At 58.9% G+C, this 15,594-nt stretch carries 17 protein-coding genes; 5 read left to right on the top strand and 12 right to left on the bottom strand.

All coding sequences use genetic code 11. The features are described 5' to 3' along the window. The first annotated feature begins 258 nt into the window (after positions 1 to 258). Positions 259 to 1,857, top strand: coding sequence for a phosphoenolpyruvate carboxykinase (locus Q1A63_RS20000; protein ID WP_298974842.1), 1,599 nt, complete (start codon positions 259 to 261; stop codon positions 1,855 to 1,857). Positions 1,858 to 1,893: 36 nt separating this feature from the next. Here the strand turns inward: Q1A63_RS20000 and Q1A63_RS19995 are convergent, their stop codons facing one another. Next, the gene (locus tag Q1A63_RS19995) at positions 1,894 to 2,625 is read right to left on the bottom strand and encodes a hypothetical protein (RefSeq protein ID WP_298974841.1); all 732 of its coding nucleotides are present in this window, start codon (positions 2,623 to 2,625) and stop codon (positions 1,894 to 1,896) included. 53 nt (positions 2,626 to 2,678) lie between these two features. After that, the gene (locus Q1A63_RS19990; protein WP_298974840.1) at positions 2,679 to 3,650 is read right to left on the bottom strand and encodes a LysR family transcriptional regulator; all 972 of its coding nucleotides are present in this window, start codon (positions 3,648 to 3,650) and stop codon (positions 2,679 to 2,681) included. A 116-nt stretch (positions 3,651 to 3,766) separates the two neighbouring features. Between Q1A63_RS19990 and Q1A63_RS19985 the strand changes: the two genes are divergently transcribed. The 4 genes from Q1A63_RS19985 (at position 3,767) to Q1A63_RS19970 (ending at position 7,173) form a co-directional block, all read left to right on the top strand. Then, positions 3,767 to 4,126: a helix-turn-helix transcriptional regulator gene (locus Q1A63_RS19985; protein WP_298974839.1), complete on the top strand. Its 360-nt coding sequence runs from the start codon at positions 3,767 to 3,769 to the stop codon at positions 4,124 to 4,126. A gap of 298 nt (positions 4,127 to 4,424) precedes the next feature. Next, positions 4,425 to 6,110: an acyl-CoA dehydrogenase family protein gene (locus tag Q1A63_RS19980; protein WP_298974838.1), complete on the top strand. Its 1,686-nt coding sequence runs from the start codon at positions 4,425 to 4,427 to the stop codon at positions 6,108 to 6,110. A 137-nt stretch (positions 6,111 to 6,247) separates the two neighbouring features. Next, positions 6,248 to 6,769 (top strand): TetR/AcrR family transcriptional regulator, encoded by a 522-nt coding sequence (locus Q1A63_RS19975; protein WP_298974837.1) that lies wholly within the window; start codon positions 6,248 to 6,250, stop codon positions 6,767 to 6,769. Then, the gene (locus Q1A63_RS19970; protein WP_298974836.1) at positions 6,766 to 7,173 is read left to right on the top strand and encodes an META domain-containing protein; all 408 of its coding nucleotides are present in this window, start codon (positions 6,766 to 6,768) and stop codon (positions 7,171 to 7,173) included. The genes Q1A63_RS19975 and Q1A63_RS19970 overlap by 4 nt, the downstream gene beginning before the upstream one ends. Here the strand turns inward: Q1A63_RS19970 and recO are convergent. From recO to Q1A63_RS19920, 10 genes are all read right to left on the bottom strand, one after another. After that, entirely contained in the window at positions 7,157 to 7,882 is a 726-nt protein-coding gene (gene recO, locus Q1A63_RS19965; protein ID WP_299632406.1) for a DNA repair protein RecO, read from the bottom strand. The genes Q1A63_RS19970 and recO overlap by 17 nt on opposite strands. Next, positions 7,882 to 8,211: a DUF1491 family protein gene (locus Q1A63_RS19960; protein ID WP_298974834.1), complete on the bottom strand. Its 330-nt coding sequence runs from the start codon at positions 8,209 to 8,211 to the stop codon at positions 7,882 to 7,884. The genes recO and Q1A63_RS19960 overlap by 1 nt, the downstream gene beginning before the upstream one ends. Before the next feature lie 63 nt (positions 8,212 to 8,274). Continuing rightward, complete coding sequence (gene era / locus Q1A63_RS19955; protein WP_299502038.1) at positions 8,275 to 9,183, bottom strand: GTPase Era; 909 nt, start codon at positions 9,181 to 9,183, stop codon at positions 8,275 to 8,277. Next, a complete protein-coding gene (gene rnc / locus Q1A63_RS19950; protein ID WP_298974832.1) occupies positions 9,180 to 9,866 on the bottom strand; it encodes a ribonuclease III in 687 nt (228 codons plus the stop codon). The genes era and rnc overlap by 4 nt, the downstream gene beginning before the upstream one ends. Next, on the bottom strand, positions 9,863 to 10,702 hold the full coding sequence (gene lepB, locus Q1A63_RS19945; RefSeq protein WP_298974831.1) for a signal peptidase I: 840 nt from the start codon (positions 10,700 to 10,702) through the stop codon (positions 9,863 to 9,865). Before lepB ends, rnc begins: the two co-directional genes overlap by 4 nt. A gap of 181 nt (positions 10,703 to 10,883) precedes the next feature. Next, positions 10,884 to 11,288: a holo-ACP synthase gene (acpS, locus tag Q1A63_RS19940; RefSeq protein ID WP_298974830.1), complete on the bottom strand. Its 405-nt coding sequence runs from the start codon at positions 11,286 to 11,288 to the stop codon at positions 10,884 to 10,886. Next, a complete protein-coding gene (locus Q1A63_RS19935; protein ID WP_298975005.1) occupies positions 11,285 to 11,860 on the bottom strand; it encodes a LysE family transporter in 576 nt (191 codons plus the stop codon). The genes acpS and Q1A63_RS19935 overlap by 4 nt, the downstream gene beginning before the upstream one ends. Before the next feature lie 37 nt (positions 11,861 to 11,897). Beyond that, positions 11,898 to 12,653, bottom strand: a complete 756-nt coding sequence (locus Q1A63_RS19930; RefSeq protein WP_298974829.1) for a pyridoxine 5'-phosphate synthase — start codon at positions 12,651 to 12,653, stop codon at positions 11,898 to 11,900. A gap of 13 nt (positions 12,654 to 12,666) precedes the next feature. Then, the gene (locus Q1A63_RS19925) at positions 12,667 to 13,338 is read right to left on the bottom strand and encodes a DUF2062 domain-containing protein (protein ID WP_298974828.1); all 672 of its coding nucleotides are present in this window, start codon (positions 13,336 to 13,338) and stop codon (positions 12,667 to 12,669) included. Between the two features lie 86 nt (positions 13,339 to 13,424). Then, the gene (locus Q1A63_RS19920) at positions 13,425 to 15,581 is read right to left on the bottom strand and encodes a bifunctional (p)ppGpp synthetase/guanosine-3',5'-bis(diphosphate) 3'-pyrophosphohydrolase (protein ID WP_298974827.1); all 2,157 of its coding nucleotides are present in this window, start codon (positions 15,579 to 15,581) and stop codon (positions 13,425 to 13,427) included. Positions 15,582 to 15,594 lie beyond the last annotated feature (13 nt).

The raw sequence follows: 15,594 nt of genomic DNA, 5'->3' as shown, positions 1-15,594 counted from the left end.
TTCGCCCTCCGAATCAATCCTTAAGTGCGAATCAGCACGGCACTCCGCGGTATTTGCATCATAATTTGATTACTAATGGCTAAATTGCCGCACATTCCTGCCGTCGTCATGACAGGAAAACAGGGGGTCTGAGACCGCCCTGAGACAAAGTTTGCTATGGTGGCGCTAACTGCATCAAAGCGTCCTGTTCAACAACAAAAACGTCATGTTAAGAGGCCTCTGCGCCTATGGCGAAAGCGCTGAAAAGGAGAACGACGGATGACACATGGACGGGTAAACCCGGACTTCACGCTCGAAGATCAAGGGATCAAAGGGGCGGGAACCGTCTATTACAATCTGATCGAACCCGATTTGATCCAATACGCCCTCAAGCGCGGCGAAGGTGCTTTGGGCAAGGGCGGTGCATTCCTGGTGACCACCGGTAAATTCACCGGCCGCTCGCCAAAAGACAAACATGTGGTGAAAACAGACAGCGTTGCCGACACGATCTGGTGGGAAAACAACGCGGCCATGAGCCCGGAGGGGTTTGATGCGCTGCATGCCGATATGCTGGCGCATATGGAAGGGCGCGACTACTTCGTGCAGGATCTGACCGGCGGCGCCGATCCCAAACATGCGATCAACGTGCGCATGGTCACGGAACTGGCGTGGCACGGTCTCTTCATCCGCCATATGCTGCGTCGTCCGGACCGCGAAGACCTTGATGATTTCATCGCCGATTTCACGGTGATCAACTGCCCCAGCTTTCAGGCGGATCCGGCGAAACACAACTGCCGCTCCGAGACCGTGATTGCGATGAACTTCGATAAGAAGCTTATTTTGATCGGCGGCACGGAATACGCGGGCGAAAACAAGAAGTCGGTCTTTACCCTGCTGAACTACCTGCTGCCCGAAAAAGGTGTGATGCCGATGCACTGTTCGGCCAACCACGCGATGGGCAACCCGGTGGATACGGCTGTTTTCTTTGGCCTGTCGGGCACCGGCAAGACAACCCTCTCCGCGGATCCCGCGCGCATGCTGATCGGCGATGACGAACACGGTTGGTCGGACACCGGCACCTTTAACTTCGAAGGTGGTTGCTATGCCAAGACCATCAGCCTGAGTGCGGATGCCGAGCCAGAGATTTACGCGACAACCGAAAAATTCGGCACCGTGATCGAAAACATGATCTACGACGCGGAAACCAAGGATCTGGATTTCGAAGACGATAGCCTGACCGCGAACATGCGCTGCGCCTACCCGCTGCACTATATCTCCAATGCCTCGGCCTCGGCGCGCGGCGGGCACCCCAAGAACATCATCATGCTGACTTGCGACGCCTTCGGTGTCCTGCCGCCCATCTCGCGGCTAACCCCGGCGCAGGCGATGTATCACTTCCTGTCGGGCTTTACGTCCAAGGTCGCGGGCACCGAACGCGGCGTGACCGAGCCGGAGCCCACTTTCTCGACCTGCTTCGGCGCGCCGTTCATGCCCCGCCGCCCGGAAGTTTACGGCAATCTGCTGCGCGAAAAGATCGCCACCCATGGGGCGACCTGCTGGTTGGTGAACACCGGGTGGACCGGCGGCGCATATGGGACCGGCAGCCGCATGCCAATCAAGGCGACACGTGGCTTGCTCACGGCGGCGCTGGACGGATCATTGGCCGATGCGGCGTTCCGCAAGGATCCGAATTTCGGGTTTGACGTGCCGGTGGACGTGAAAGGGGTACCGAATATTCTACTCGACCCGCGTCGCACCTGGGACGATGCCGAGAGCTATGATCGTCAGGCGGCCAAGCTGGTCAAAATGTTCTCCGACAATTTTGAACAATACCTGCCCTTCATTGACGACGATGTAAAAGCAGCGGCGATCAGTTGATCACCGCTGCAAAATGGTTTGGCGCATTTGAAGGCGTCAGGCCGCCTTGCGACGACGCTCTGGCACCTCGACAACGTCCACCACAGGCACTTCCAGCATGTAGCGGGCGTCCTCGTTGCTCAGATAGCTGAGAAACCCTTCAAACGGCATGTCACTGCCTTTGCGAAACCAGCGCACGGCACCGGGCTCATTGTGCATGTAACCCATACGCTCGGCGAACCCTTTGAAGGCCACCGTCCGGGCCATGAACCCGAAAATATGGTCAGGGTTCCAGCGGCACATCGCTTCATGGATGCCATAGCGCGCCAGAACGGTGGAGAGGCCGGTGCCGCGATAGGGACCCGTGTCACCCATCCAGACTTCTCCATGATACACCACATTGCCGGTGATGCGGCCAGCGCCGGGGCTTGCACGGTACCGCGACCGTTCAAGATCGAGGTCAGGCAGGGGGGGCGGGAAGTCGCGAAACTTCTTCAACAGATACCCGCTCAGCTTCTGTTTCCGCAGGTTCAGAAGCCGTGACGCCTGCGTATGCATCAACTGCCCATCCGCATCGCGCGCGACCAGCCAGAACGCGTTTTTATCGTTAAGATTGTGGATGTCAGGATCGAATGGCGCGCCCATCATTTGCTGCGGACGTTCCTCTCTCAGGAGCTTGCGATAGGCGAGGAAATTTGTCCCAATTGTGACCGTAATTTGATTTTGGCGCAAAATATCGCGACTGGTCGCGACGAATTGTGCCCCCTCGTTCATACTATGAAATGACATGCCAAAACTCCTTTGCCGAGCATCCTCTGGCAAAGGCTATCCTAAATAACTGATTAACGCTCGTATTTTGCGTTAATTTGGTTAAAATGCACCATAATTTCAGGCGAAGGCTGCACAATTTTGCCATGATCTAGACCAACTATCTCAACATCTGCTGATGGCTCAACCAGGGCATAAAGTGCCAGACTGCCGTCAGGGAATCGTCCCCCGAGCATTAGGCGCTGATAGTTAACAGGCTGCAAAGTTCCGTCGGATTCGCGCGGAACCAGCGTAAACACGTGATCCAGGCGCATGCTTTGCGTTGTTTGCACTTCGTGGAAGGGTTCATCGAGCATGCGGGCGAAGTCGTCGCCGCCGGGCATGCGTCCGAGAGACCGGCCAACGCTGCTGCGCGCCTTGGCCCATCCGAACCACTTTACAAAAAAGGACTCCTCCCCAAATTCCACACAGATCCACCCAGCGATCGTGTGGCGGTAAACGATGAGATAGGGGCGCACATGTTCCATGCAGGGTGATTCGAGATCGCCCCCTGCCATGGCCCAACTGCGGAGCGTCTCCCGCATCAGGCAGGATGGCGCAGTCCAAATCCGGCTAAGCGAGTGTTGCTGTTGCCAAAAACACCAGCCATTCGGCAGGCTTGCACTGAAAAGCTGCAGCCCGTGGACATGGCTGACGTTGCTGTTCAACCAGGCATTCCCCCGCGCCAGAAGGTCCTGCGCTTCTGGCAATGCGCGCTCCCCTTCTTCGGTCAGACGGTATTGCCGATCCTCCACCGTGAAGAGCGCCGCGCCCTTCGCCTCTTCGAGCTGTGTGATGTGGCGACGCACGGTCTGCCGGGTGCTGCCCAGTTCCTTCACCGCGTGGCTGAGGTTCAGCGTCCTGGCGAGGGTCGTGAACGACCGGATCATCTCATGCAGAAGGCCATGCGTTTCGGCAGGCTTCTTCACTGCCTGGGTTGTTTCTGAAGGGGCCACGATCTGGTTCATCGGGACCGATGGTAAATAAATCATCCAGTAACGCAACATTTTTCATACATCACCGGAACATTTTTAGTCAAAAAAAAGAAAAAGGTACTCAGTTGAACGATTCGCCGATTCCCGCGATGAGTGAGGGCAGTCACAACCAGAGGTGTTAAATAGTTATGTCCCATCCAGTTGATGTTCACGTTGGTCGCAAATTGAAGCAAATCCGCACGATGCGCCGTCTGTCCCAGACAGATGTTGCACGGGAATTGGATCTGTCTTTTCAGCAGATCCAGAAATATGAAATCGGATCCAACAGAATTGCTGCCAGCAGACTTTACGAGTTATCGCGCATCCTTGATGTGCCTACGTCTTACTTCTTCGAAGGCCTTGATGCGTCAATGGAAAAATCCGAACGACGCGATCCCGGCCTCGAAATCGTCACGGCACTGGCTGCCATCCGTGATGATACAATCAAGACACGCATCGTAACGTTTATTGAAGACGTTTCCGGTGTGACAGTCGCACGTCAGGGCTAGTCCCTGGTCTTCGGCGTATCAGAAGACAGGCTCTCCTGCCTTCTGACACGCCAAATGTATCCCTTAGAATCGTTAATCAGTATGTGACTGGGCAACGCCGCATTAGCGGCGTTTTTCCCGTTTTAGGGGTGTTTTTTGATCTTGTGCCCTGTGCTAAAAGCACAGAGCGCGTTTTCCGCCACGTCATCAATAAACTTGTCGCGCAATTTTCGTCCAAATTGCCGCATCTCTTGGTATTTTTGTTGCGCTGCAGGTGCGAAAGAATTACACCGCTGGCGATGTATAGAGGAAGCTTATGATGCCCCATGATGGACAGACACAACCGATGCACAGCCCGGTTATTCTGGAAAACCTTCTCGATCTGACGTCAGCGGCACTGGCCCCCGTGGATGCCGTACTGGAAACCGCGACATCCCGGGTACGGGAGCTTGTGTCCGACGCCGGGCGGGTGTCGGGCGCGTTGATTGAAACGCATCAGACCGCGGCACATGGGTTGGCCTGGTTGGCGACCTACGCGCAGGCACTGCGCCAAATGCAACGCTGGGCAGAAGACCTGAATGCAAAGGGATCATTCAGCGAAACGGAGCAATTGCTGCATCAGATCGCCTTTGGCGAATACTTGTGGCAGATCTACGGTGGCATCCAGATGAACCAGGGCGAAATGCTGCGGTTGCAGGATCTGGGCCTTGATCAATCCGACATGCGCGCGCTGATGGAACCGGCCATCATGACGCTGACCCAGGGCGGCAACACCCAAGCCGCGCGCACGCGGCTTGTCGAGCTGATGCAAGAGCACTCCGCCGACATCACGGTCGGCGCTTCAGGGCTTGAAGATGAGCTGGAGATGATCCGTGAACAGTTCCGGCGCTATGCGGTCGAAAAGGTCGAACCCTTTGCGCATGATTGGCACCTCAAGGACGAGCTGATCCCGATGGAAGTCATCGAAGAGCTGGCTGAAATGGGGGTCTTTGGCCTGACAATCCCGGAAGAATACGGCGGTTTCGGGCTCTCCAAGGCCTCCATGTGCGTGGTCTCGGAGGAGCTTTCGCGCGGCTATATCGGGGTCGGCAGCCTAGGCACCCGGTCGGAAATCGCGGCGGAATTGATTCTCGCGGGCGGCACCGATGCGCAAAAAGAGAAATGGCTGCCGCGTCTGGCGTCGGCTGAAACGTTGCCCACAGCCGTGTTCACAGAACCGAATACCGGCTCCGATCTGGGCAGCCTGCGTACCCGCGCCGTAAAGGACGGTGATGACTACCGGATCACAGGCAACAAAACCTGGATCACCCATGCGACACGCACCCAGATCATGACTTTGCTTGCCCGAACCGACCCGGAGACCTCCAACTACAAGGGCCTGTCGATGTTTCTGGCCGAGAAAACCCCCGGGGATGATGCCAACCCTTTTCCTACCGAGGGCATGACCGGCGGTGAGATCGAGGTTCTGGGCTACCGGGGCATGAAAGAATACGAGCTTGGCTTCGACAATTTCCACGTCAAAGGTGAAAACCTTCTGGGGGGCGAAGAGGGCAAAGGCTTCAAACAGCTGATGGAAACCTTCGAATCCGCCCGTATTCAAACGGCGGCCCGTGCCATTGGCGTGGCCCAATCCGCGTTGGACATTTCGATGCAATATGCCGAGGAACGCAAGCAGTTTGGCAAGGCCTTGATCAATTTCCCCCGCGTGTCAGGTAAGCTGGCGATGATGGCCGTTGAGATCATGATCGCGCGTCAGCTGACCTATTTCTCCGCATTCGAGAAGGACGAAGGGCGACGGTGCGATGTAGAAGCCGGCATGGCCAAGCTTCTGGGTGCACGGGTCGCCTGGGCCGCGGCCGATAACGGTTTGCAGATCCACGGTGGCAATGGCTTCGCGCTGGAATACAAAATCAGCCGTGTGCTGTGTGATGCACGGATTCTCAACATCTTCGAGGGTGCTGCTGAAATCCAGGCCCAAGTCATCGCCCGCCGCATTCTCGGGTAGCAAAAGCCGGCAAAAACCTGCTCGATTTGAGGGCACCGGCGGGCCTCTGCTGCGCCGGGCTCAAGATGCTGCGCGATTTTGCCACCTGTGCTCTCTTCGCACTTGCAGCATTGTGGGCAGCTACCTATGCCTAGGGCATGAAACACCAGCGACTCACCCGCCAATCATGGATCGATGCCGGCCTTGCGGAGCTGATCGAAAAAGGTGCCTCCGCCTTGGCTGCAGAGCCTCTTGCACGCAAGATCGGCACCACCAAAGGGTCTTTCTATTGGCATTTCAAGGATGTGCCCGCCTTTCAGGAGGCAATCATCTCCGACTGGCAGTCCCGAGCCTTTGCACAAGTGCTGGCCGCACTTGCCGAACACGGCACCTCAGAACAACGTCTGCGCCGCTTTGGGTCTCTGATTCTGTCAGACGCGCAAGACCCGGCCTTTCGAGCCTGGGCGCAAAAGTCGTCCACGGTCGCCGCCGCCATCTCCCAGGTTGACGCCGAACGCCTCACCTATCTCACCAACCTGCTGCGACAGCTCGGCGTGACCAATCCCGGCTTCGCGCAAAGCTGTCTGGGCGCGCTGATCGGCCTGCCGCAACTGAAGGATCAAGCAGATCCCGCAACCGCCTTTGACACGATGATCGACCTCGTGCTGGCGTTGAAATGATGGCCAGAAAGCGACTGGCGTCGGCTGCGCTGGCGTCTTTGGTCCTCGTCGCGGGATGCTATCAGGACGAAACTGTGAATGCCTATGGTGCCGCAGGGAAAACCTGGCGGCTGGTCGAAGTGGATCAGTCGGCAGTCGACTATGCAGCAACGCTGATTTTTCCCGAGCCCGGGCGAGTCACCGGTAAGGCTCCCTGCAACAGCTATACAGGCAGTATGACCGCGCCCTATCCGTGGTTCGAGATGGGCCCAATTGCGGCGACGCGTATGGCCTGCCCCGATCTGGAAGCCGAGACAGCTTATTTCTCGGCCCTGTCCGAGATGAGCCAATCCGAGGTTTTGGGCGACACGCTGATCCTGTCAACTGAAGACGGCAGGACGATGACTTTCAAAGCTGACGGGTAAAAGCTTCGACAAAACGGCTGCGCGCCTCTGGCAGCGGCTTGTTGCCCAGGTCTTGCGCCAGATGCGCGGTCAAAAAATACCCGGTAGTGACCAGACCCTGAGCAATCTGGTCATTGTCAGCATCCCCGTGTCCCCTTAGGACATCCGGCAACGGCAACAACCTGTCCGCCCATACGCCCGCTGCCGCTCTCGAAACGGCACGCCCCGATTTTGGCGAGACATAGACCAGATCGTCCTGCGTGCCCGTCACCGCGCAAGCCTCAAGCTCCAGCGCATAGCCCATCTCTTCCAACAGGCAGATCTCCCACCGCAGATAGGCCAGTGGCCACAACTCCGCCTGATCCAGCAGATCCAGCAATTGTTCGGACCGCCGGTATAGGCGGGGATGCGGCTCCCGCTCCGGCAGACAAAACGCCAGCAATGCGGTCACGGCATTCAGCCCGGCGAGGGCCAGCCGGCCACTCAGAGCCACCGCAGCACGGCTGCGCACCGGCTCGACCTGAAAACTGCCGATGTGGTCTTCCAACCGCGCCCGCCACGCCACATCCAGCTGCGCACCGGGCTGCAGGATCGGCGCGATTTTGCGACTGGTGCCCCCGCGCACAACACCCGCGTGCCGCCCATGTTCCGGTGTAAAAACCTCGATGATCGCAGAGGTTTCGCCGTGACGCCGGGTGTTCAGCAAAATGCCCTCGTCACGCCACTCCATCAGGTCATCCCGGGTTGATCGAGCAGGTGCCGTCCCTGCCGATCCTCAACCTCAACCACCCAGATATCCGGATCGAACCCCCGTTGCCGGGTGATACTGGCATCGACCTGCACCTCATCCCCTTGTTCCAGAATGGCCCAGGAGTGCTTGTCATCCAACAGATTGTAACTGCGCTGGTATACCGTAGCCTGCCCATCCAACTGGTTCACCTTGACCAGAACACTGCCCGCGGTGTCATCCCCATGGGTGACGATGAACGCAGGAATATCCTGGGTCCGCAGCCGCGCCAGATAGGCATCAATCCAGAACCGCGCCGTCAGCCGGGCCATTGCGCCGCCACCTTCTTCTGGCCAAAAATATCTCCGCCGGAGGCTCCCGCACGCGCAACCCGCTCAGGTGTTGCCATCTTTGAACTCCAGCCCCATTTCCGAATAGCGCTCCGCCTCGTCCAGCCAGTTTGGCCGCACTTTGACCTGAAGAAACAGGTGAATCTTGCGGCCCAGAAATTCCTCCAGCTCCTCACGCGCGGCTTTGGACACGGCTTTGATGGTCTCGCCCTTGTGGCCCAGGACGATCCCCTTGTGCCCGTCCCGCACAACATAGATCAACTGATCGATCTTGGCGGATCCGTCCTTGCGCTCTTCCCAGCCCTCGGTTTCGACCGTCAGTTGATAGGGCAGCTCCTGATGCAGCCGTAGCGTCAGCTTCTCGCGCGTCATCTCGGCGGCAATCATCCGCATCGGCAAATCCGCGATCTGATCTTCGGGGTATAGCCAGGGCCCTTCGGGCACCTCTGCCGCCAGCCAATGCCGCAACATATCCACGCCGTGTCCACGCTCCGCGGAGATCATGAAGGTCTCCACAAAGGGATAGCGGTCGTTCAGATCCTTGCTCAGCCCCAGCAACACCTCGGCCTGCACCCGGTCGATCTTGTTGATCGCAAGCGCGACTTTGCGACCCTGTCCAATATCGGCCAGCCCTTCGAGAATGCGCTCCACGCCCTCCGTCACGCCCCGCTGTGCCTCGACCAGCAAAACCACGACATCGGCATCCGCCGCCCCGCCCCAGGCCGCAGCAACCATCGCGCGGTCCAGGCGGCGGCGTGGCTGAAACAATCCCGGCGTATCCACAAAAACGATCTGGCTCTCGCCCTCCATCGCCACGCCGCGAATGCGCGCACGTGTGGTTTGCACCTTATGGGTCACGATCGACACCTTGGCCCCGACCATGCGGTTCAGCAGCGTGGATTTCCCCGCATTCGGCTCTCCGATCAGGGCGACAAAACCGGCGCGTGTGCTCATGGTGATTTCTCCAGTTCGGCCAACAGATTACCGGCAGCCGCCTGTTCCGCCTGTCGCTTTGATCCAGCAGTGGCTTTCTGGCTCTGGCCGGTTTCGAGTTCTGCCGCGATGGTAAAGACCGGCGCATGATCCGGCCCGGTGCGCGCAACTTCGACATAGGCGGGCGGGGACAGCCCACGGGCCTGCGCCCACTCCTGCAACGCGGTTTTCGCATCCCGCGCGTCTTCCTCCACTTCGTGCACGCGCGTGCCCCAAAGGCGCAGGATCAGCGCGCGCGCCACCTCGAACCCGGCATCCATGTAGACCGCCGCAATCACCGCCTCGATACCATCTCCCAGCAGGGCCTGTTTGCGCCTGCCGCCCGACAGCATCTCCGATCTGCCCAGACGCAGAACCGCGCCCAGATCAATCTCGCGGGCCACATCGGCGCAGGTTTCCTTGCGTACCAACGCGTTGAAACGCGGGGCCAATTGCCCCTCAGTCGCGGATTTATCCAAGGACAGCAGGGCCTCTGCCATGACCAGACCCAGCACCCTGTCGCCCAGAAACTCAAGACGCTGATTGTCATCCCGATTGGCCGATGACATCGAGGCGTGGGTGACGGCCTGCGCCAAGAGCTCCGGGCGTGCGAACCTGTGCCCCAAGCGGTCCTGAAAGGACCTCAATTCCGCAGAAAGCTTCACTCCACCGCCTTGAAGAAACGATCACCTCGCCATGTCCAGAAAAAGAGCATGGAGCGGCCACCGGAGGAAAACATGATACGGTCCGCCCGGCCAATCAGATTTTCAAAGGGTACAAAACCGACGCCCTGCACCTGCTGCGCCAAACGGCTGTCGGCAGAGTTATCGCGATTATCCCCCATGAAGAAATAGTGACCTTCGGGCACCTGGTAGACGCCTGTGCGGTCCGAGGCCTGCAACCCAATGTCCAGCACCACATGTTTGGTGCCGCCGGGCAAGGTTTCGATCGCGCGCGTCTTCTGGCAGGTACCCCCATCGCCCACGGGTCCGTTGCCACAACGTGGGCGGCGGCCTTCCGGTCCCTGTGGCTCCATGATTTCCTCGAAAACACCCGCGGGTTCCTGCGGTGCGGCCACCCCGTTGATGAACACAACACTGTCACGCATCTGAATGCTGTCCCCGGGCATCCCAATCAATCGCTTGATGTAGTCACGACCGGAGACGGGATGGCGGAAAACCACGACATCGCCCCGCTCCGGCTCACCGCCAAGGAAACGGGTGTTGTCGCCATCGAAAAACCCGCAGATGTCTTTTGCGTCCACATTCACGCCAAATCGCGGCATGATCAGGCTGGGGCAGGATGCATAGGAATAGCCATAGGCCATCTTGTTCACGAAAAGGAAATCGCCCACCAAAAGCGTTTCCTTCATGGATCCTGACGGGATCCAGAACGGCTGAAAAAACAGGGTGCGGAACACACCGGCAATCAGCAGCGCATAGACGATGGTTTTGATCGTCTCAAGAAAGGCGTTCTGCTGCTTTTTTTCTGTGGCGGCCATCTGGCGCTCCCATGATTTGGTCTGCGCCTAAATGCGGGGGCGCGGGGGGCAAGTCAAGGCGGGGTCACGCGGCGTCGGACAGTCTTGGCTGATGGCATTCTGCAAATTGCAGGGCTGGTCGCTGTTTCAGGGCGGACGGGCTTTCGACATCACGTGGATGTGACGCGAGTGATGCGTCGGGTCAGGTGGCTTTTGGCAACGCCTCGATCACCACGAAGGCCTGCGCCCAGGGGTGATCATCCGTCAGTGTGACATGAATGACCGCCTCATGCCCTTCCGGCGTCATCGCATCCAGACGATCCCTGGCCCATCCGGTCACATGCATCACGGGCTGACCGCTGCGCAAATTGGTGACGGACATATCCTTCCACGCGATGCCCATGGCGAGGCCGGTACCAAGCGCCTTGGAACAAGCCTCCTTCGCGGCCCAGCGTTTGGCATAGGTGCCCGCCACATCCTTGCGCCGCTCCGCCTTGCGTTGTTCGATGTCGGTAAAGACCCGGTTGCGAAAACGATCCCCAAAACGGTCCAGCGTACCCTGAATACGTTCGATATTCGCAAGATCGGTGCCGATGCCGAGGATCATACCAACCTTGCCGTCAGAATTTTGAAACTGGCGGCGCCAAAGAGCAGGCCGAATGTCAGTTCGAATGCACGGCGCGCGCGCACGTAGGCCCGCGCAATCGGCCCCCATGAAAAGAGCAGCGCGTAGCCGAAAAAGACCACCATGGAGCAACAGATCAGCGCGGCAAACAGGCTCCAGACCGCGGCAGGGCCTGATCCGGGTGTGAGGGCAATCGCGTAAATCGCGCCCCACCCGAGGATCGCTTTTGGGTTCGTCAGATGGAGTAACAGACCTTTTGCAAAGAGCCGGTTATGTGGCACCTGCAGGACCGTAACCCCGGCGCCTCGCCATGCGGATCGAAGGGATTTGAACGCAAGATAGAGCAGATAGGCGGCCCCAAGATAACGGATCAGCTCAAAGAGCCAGACATTGGCCATCATCACCGCTGAAAAGCCCAGCGCCGCTGCGATCCCCCAACTGGCGGAGCCCACTACGATGCCCGCCGCCAACGTCAGACCTGCGAGGCGCCCCTGCTGCATGGAGGTGCCAGAAATCGCGAGCGTCGCCGGCCCGGGACTGCCGCCCATCACCATCCACCCCAGCAGCACCGCCGAGAGCGGGAGCAGCAGATCAACGCTCTGCACGGGCTTCATCCATCAAGCGGCGCATTTCGGTGATCGCAGGTTCGAGACCCAGAAAAATACTCTCCCCGATCAGAAAATGACCGATGTTGAGTTCCATCACCTCGGGGAAGGCCGCAACCGGCATCACCGTGTCATAGGTAAGGCCGTGTCCCGCATGCACTTCGAGCCCCAGCGAATGGGCGTATGTCGCCATCTCGCGCAGGGCGTCGAGTTCATCGTGGTGGGTGTCGAGTTCACCATCCGCATAAGCATCGCAATAAGCGCCGGTGTGCAGTTCGATCACCTGTGCCCCAATGCGGTGGGCGGCGTCGATCTGGCGTTTGTCCGCTGCAATGAAAATCGACACACGGCAGCCCGCGTCCCGGAGCGGGGCGATGAAATGCGCAAGCTTGTTTTCCTCGCGCGCCACTTCCAGGCCACCCTCGGTGGTGCGCTCCTCGCGCTTTTCCGGCACGATGCAGACCGCATGCGGTTTGTGCCGCAGGGCGATCTTCTGCATCTCGTCCGTGGCAGCCATCTCGAAGTTCAAAGGCACGTTCAGCACCTCCATCAACCCTTCGATGTCTGCGTCCGAGATGTGGCGGCGGTCTTCGCGCAGGTGCGCCGTGATCCCGTCCGCGCCCGCTTTTTCGGCAATACGCGCCGCCCGCAGCGGATCCGGGTAGGCCCCGCCGCGCGCATTGCGCACCGTTGCCACGTGGTCAATGTTTACGCCGAGGCGCAGTTTTTCGGTATTGGCCATATCAGCCCCCCAATTAGTCCCCGGTTGAGTGTTCCGCTTTGCGTTTTGCATCTGCTTTTGCAGCAGCTTTGGCTTTTATGGCGTCAAATTTCGATTTGATCATCCCCTTGCGTCGTTTTTGATACACGCGGATGACCGGCACGGAAAGATAATAACAAAGGCTCGCAAAAAAGATGCCCGGCAACACGCCGCCGACCATGTACGGAAAGAAAATCTCGTCATAAAAGACCGATAGCCGGGACCAATCCGCCGTGGCTTCGGTGAACATGGCCATGAAGTTGTCCTTGAGGTCGGCACCTGCATCGACGAATTTACCGCCGAAGGAACGGGGGATCCGCGCGTCCATGTCATCGCCCAACAACCAATGGCCGGTCGAGAGCGCCGCGACACCAATCGGAACGTAGGTCAGTGGATTGCCGAAGAACGTCGCCATGAGCGACGCAATCACATTCCCGCGCATCAGCGTCGCAAGCCCGGCCGCGATGAAAAAGTGAAACCCGTAAAAGGGTGTGAAGGAGGCAAATACGCCAGCCCAGATGCCGCGCGCGATACGTTCCGGGCTGTCCGGCAAGCGCCGCATCCGATGTTTGACGTAGTGGAACGCACGCGCCCACCCCCCGCGCGGCCAAAGCAGCTCGACCAGGGCGCGAGGCCAACTTTTGGGATCGCGGCGTTTAAAAACCAACGGGCGGGGTCCTTTTCAATCCTTGAGAGGCATTTGCCCGTGCAAAAACCCCAAAATTATGACCTCTAAATGGCCGGGTCGCGGCATCAGGCAGGTGTTTCGACCGATCCCTGCGGCAGATTGCGGGAGCGCGATATTGCCGCCACATCGTTTTCTGCCTCAAGTGTCAGCATCAACGAATGCAGATGTGCCACATCTCTGAGTTCCACATAGATCAGAAGACGGTAAAAGTCAGGTTTCCTATCGATAAATTGCAAATCCGAGATATTCGCGCGAGATTCCCCGATCAAGGTGCAAATACGCCCCAGTGTCCCAGCGTCATTATTGAGCGTGACATCGAGTGTCGCACCGTAAATTGCAGAATGCGGGCCCTCGTGCCAGCGCAGATCCAGCCAGCGGTCGAGCTGGTCTTCATAGGCGCTCAGACGGTCGCAATCGATGGCGTGCACCACCACCCCGCGGCCCTTGAAGGTGATGCCGACAATCCGCTCGCCGGGCAGTGGCTGGCAACAGAACGCGCGTTCAAACGACTGCCCCTGTGACAGGCCGATCACCGCACGGCGCGCGTCAACCTTTTCACCGGCTTTTGGCGCAAGATCAGGGTAGACCGCCTGCACCACTTCGCGACCGGTGATCTCGGCACTGCCCAGGCGCGCCAGCAGATCGTCGCGATTCTCAAATCGCATGTGACGCGCGGCCGTGGCCAAGGCCTTGTCGGTGGCTTTTCTGCCCACGTGCTCAAAGGCGGAACGGGCCAGTTCGCGCCCCAGTTTGACAAAACGCGCGCGGTCCTCGTCGCGCAGCGCACGGCGGATTGCGGAGCGCGCCTTGCCCGTTGTGGCAATATCAAGCCATGTGGCCTGCGGGCTTTGCCCTTCGGCGGTGATGATCTCGACGCTCTGGCCGTTTTTCAAACGGGTCCAGAGCGGGACGCGCATGTGATCAACCTTGGCGCCCACGCAGGCGATGCCGATCCGGGTGTGGATGGCAAAGGCGAAGTCAATCGGCGTCGCACCGCGCGGCAGCTTGACCACCTCGCCCTTGGGCGTGAAGCAAAAGACTTGGTCCGAATACATCTCCAGCTTGACCGCTTCGAGGAAATCCTGGTGGTCGACCTCGGCGTCAAACTGTTCAGATAGCTGCGTGATCCATTTGGCCGGATCGACGGCAAAGGGGTTCTGGCTGCGTACACCATCCCGGTAGGACCAATGTGCCGCCACGCCGGTTTCGGCCACATCGTGCATCTGGCCGGTGCGGATCTGAACCTCCACCCGTTTGCCATCCCGCCCCGACACGGTGGTATGGATCGAGCGATACCCGTTGCTTTTGGGCTGGCTGATGTAATCCTTGAACCGTCCCGGTACCGCGCGCCAGCGCTGGTGGATCGCTCCCAAAGCGCGGTAACAATCCTCTTCGCTCTCAGTGAGGATGCGAAAGCCGTAGATGTCACTCAGACGCGAAAAGGTCTGTTCCTTCTCCTGCATCTTCCGCCAGATCGAATAGGGCTTCTTGGCGCGGCCAAAGACTTCGGCCTCCACCCCCGCCTTGTCGAGTTCCAGTCGCATGTCGCCGGTGATCCGCTGGATCACATCGCCGGTTTCACGCTGCAGGTTGATGAAGCGGCGGATGATCGATGCACGGCCTTCGGGATTCAGCACCCGGAACGCAAGGTCTTCCAATTCCTCGCGCATCCATTGCATGCCCATCCGGCCCGCCAGTGGGGCAAAGATGTCCATGGTTTCCCGCGCCTTTTGCGCCTGTTTCTCCGGGCGCATCGCCTTGATCGTGCGCATGTTGTGCAAACGGTCACTGAGCTTGACCAGGATGACCCGCAAATCCTTGGACATCGCCATGAATAGCTTGCGGAAATTCTCGGCCTGCTTGGTTTCGCTGGAGTTCAGTTGCAGGTTGGTCAGCTTGGTGACGCCGTCGACCAATACCGCCACCTCTTCGCCAAAGAGCTTGGACACTTCGCCATAGGAGGCTTTCGTATCCTCGATCGTGTCATGCAGCAGTGCGGTGATGATGGTGGCGTCATCCAGCTGCTGCTCCGTCAGGATCGCGGATACGGCAACCGGGTGATTGAAATAGGGCTCGCCTGAGTGGCGAAACTGACCGTCATGCATATCGCGGCCATAATCATAGGCCGCGCGGATCAGCGCTTCGTTTGTCTTTGGATTGTATTTAGTGACGAGACTGACCAGATCGTCCGCGGAAATGTCGAGCTGGTCAGGCGGTGTCATTCATCTGCCCTCA

Origin of the sequence: uncultured Roseobacter sp., from assembly GCF_947499265.1 — a bacterium.
Lineage (GTDB): Bacteria > Pseudomonadota > Alphaproteobacteria > Rhodobacterales > Rhodobacteraceae > Roseobacter.
The sequence above is the reverse complement of the archived record's forward strand: the minus strand, read 5'-3'. Positions and strand labels throughout refer to the sequence as shown.

Excerpts from the sequence above, each read along its gene's own strand:
- Q1A63_RS20000 (WP_298974842.1), top strand. The coding sequence starts at position 259 with ATGACACATGGACGGGTAAACCCGGACTTCACGCTCGAAGATCAAGGG.
- Q1A63_RS19995 (WP_298974841.1), bottom strand. The coding sequence starts at position 2,625 with ATGTCATTTCATAGTATGAACGAGGGGGCACAATTCGTCGCGACCAGT.
- Q1A63_RS19990 (WP_298974840.1), bottom strand. The coding sequence starts at position 3,650 with ATGTTGCGTTACTGGATGATTTATTTACCATCGGTCCCGATGAACCAG.
- Q1A63_RS19985 (WP_298974839.1), top strand. The coding sequence starts at position 3,767 with ATGTCCCATCCAGTTGATGTTCACGTTGGTCGCAAATTGAAGCAAATC.
- Q1A63_RS19980 (WP_298974838.1), top strand. The coding sequence starts at position 4,425 with ATGCCCCATGATGGACAGACACAACCGATGCACAGCCCGGTTATTCTG.
- Q1A63_RS19975 (WP_298974837.1), top strand. The coding sequence starts at position 6,248 with ATGAAACACCAGCGACTCACCCGCCAATCATGGATCGATGCCGGCCTT.
- Q1A63_RS19970 (WP_298974836.1), top strand. The coding sequence starts at position 6,766 with ATGATGGCCAGAAAGCGACTGGCGTCGGCTGCGCTGGCGTCTTTGGTC.
- recO (WP_299632406.1), bottom strand. The coding sequence starts at position 7,882 with ATGGAGTGGCGTGACGAGGGCATTTTGCTGAACACCCGGCGTCACGGC.
- Q1A63_RS19960 (WP_298974834.1), bottom strand. The coding sequence starts at position 8,211 with ATGGCCCGGCTGACGGCGCGGTTCTGGATTGATGCCTATCTGGCGCGG.
- era (WP_299502038.1), bottom strand. The coding sequence starts at position 9,183 with ATGAGCACACGCGCCGGTTTTGTCGCCCTGATCGGAGAGCCGAATGCG.
- lepB (WP_298974831.1), bottom strand. The coding sequence starts at position 10,702 with ATGGCCGCCACAGAAAAAAAGCAGCAGAACGCCTTTCTTGAGACGATC.
- acpS (WP_298974830.1), bottom strand. The coding sequence starts at position 11,288 with ATGATCCTCGGCATCGGCACCGATCTTGCGAATATCGAACGTATTCAG.
- Q1A63_RS19935 (WP_298975005.1), bottom strand. The coding sequence starts at position 11,860 with ATGGTGATGGGCGGCAGTCCCGGGCCGGCGACGCTCGCGATTTCTGGC.
- Q1A63_RS19930 (WP_298974829.1), bottom strand. The coding sequence starts at position 12,653 with ATGGCCAATACCGAAAAACTGCGCCTCGGCGTAAACATTGACCACGTG.
- Q1A63_RS19920 (WP_298974827.1), bottom strand. The coding sequence starts at position 15,581 with ATGACACCGCCTGACCAGCTCGACATTTCCGCGGACGATCTGGTCAGT.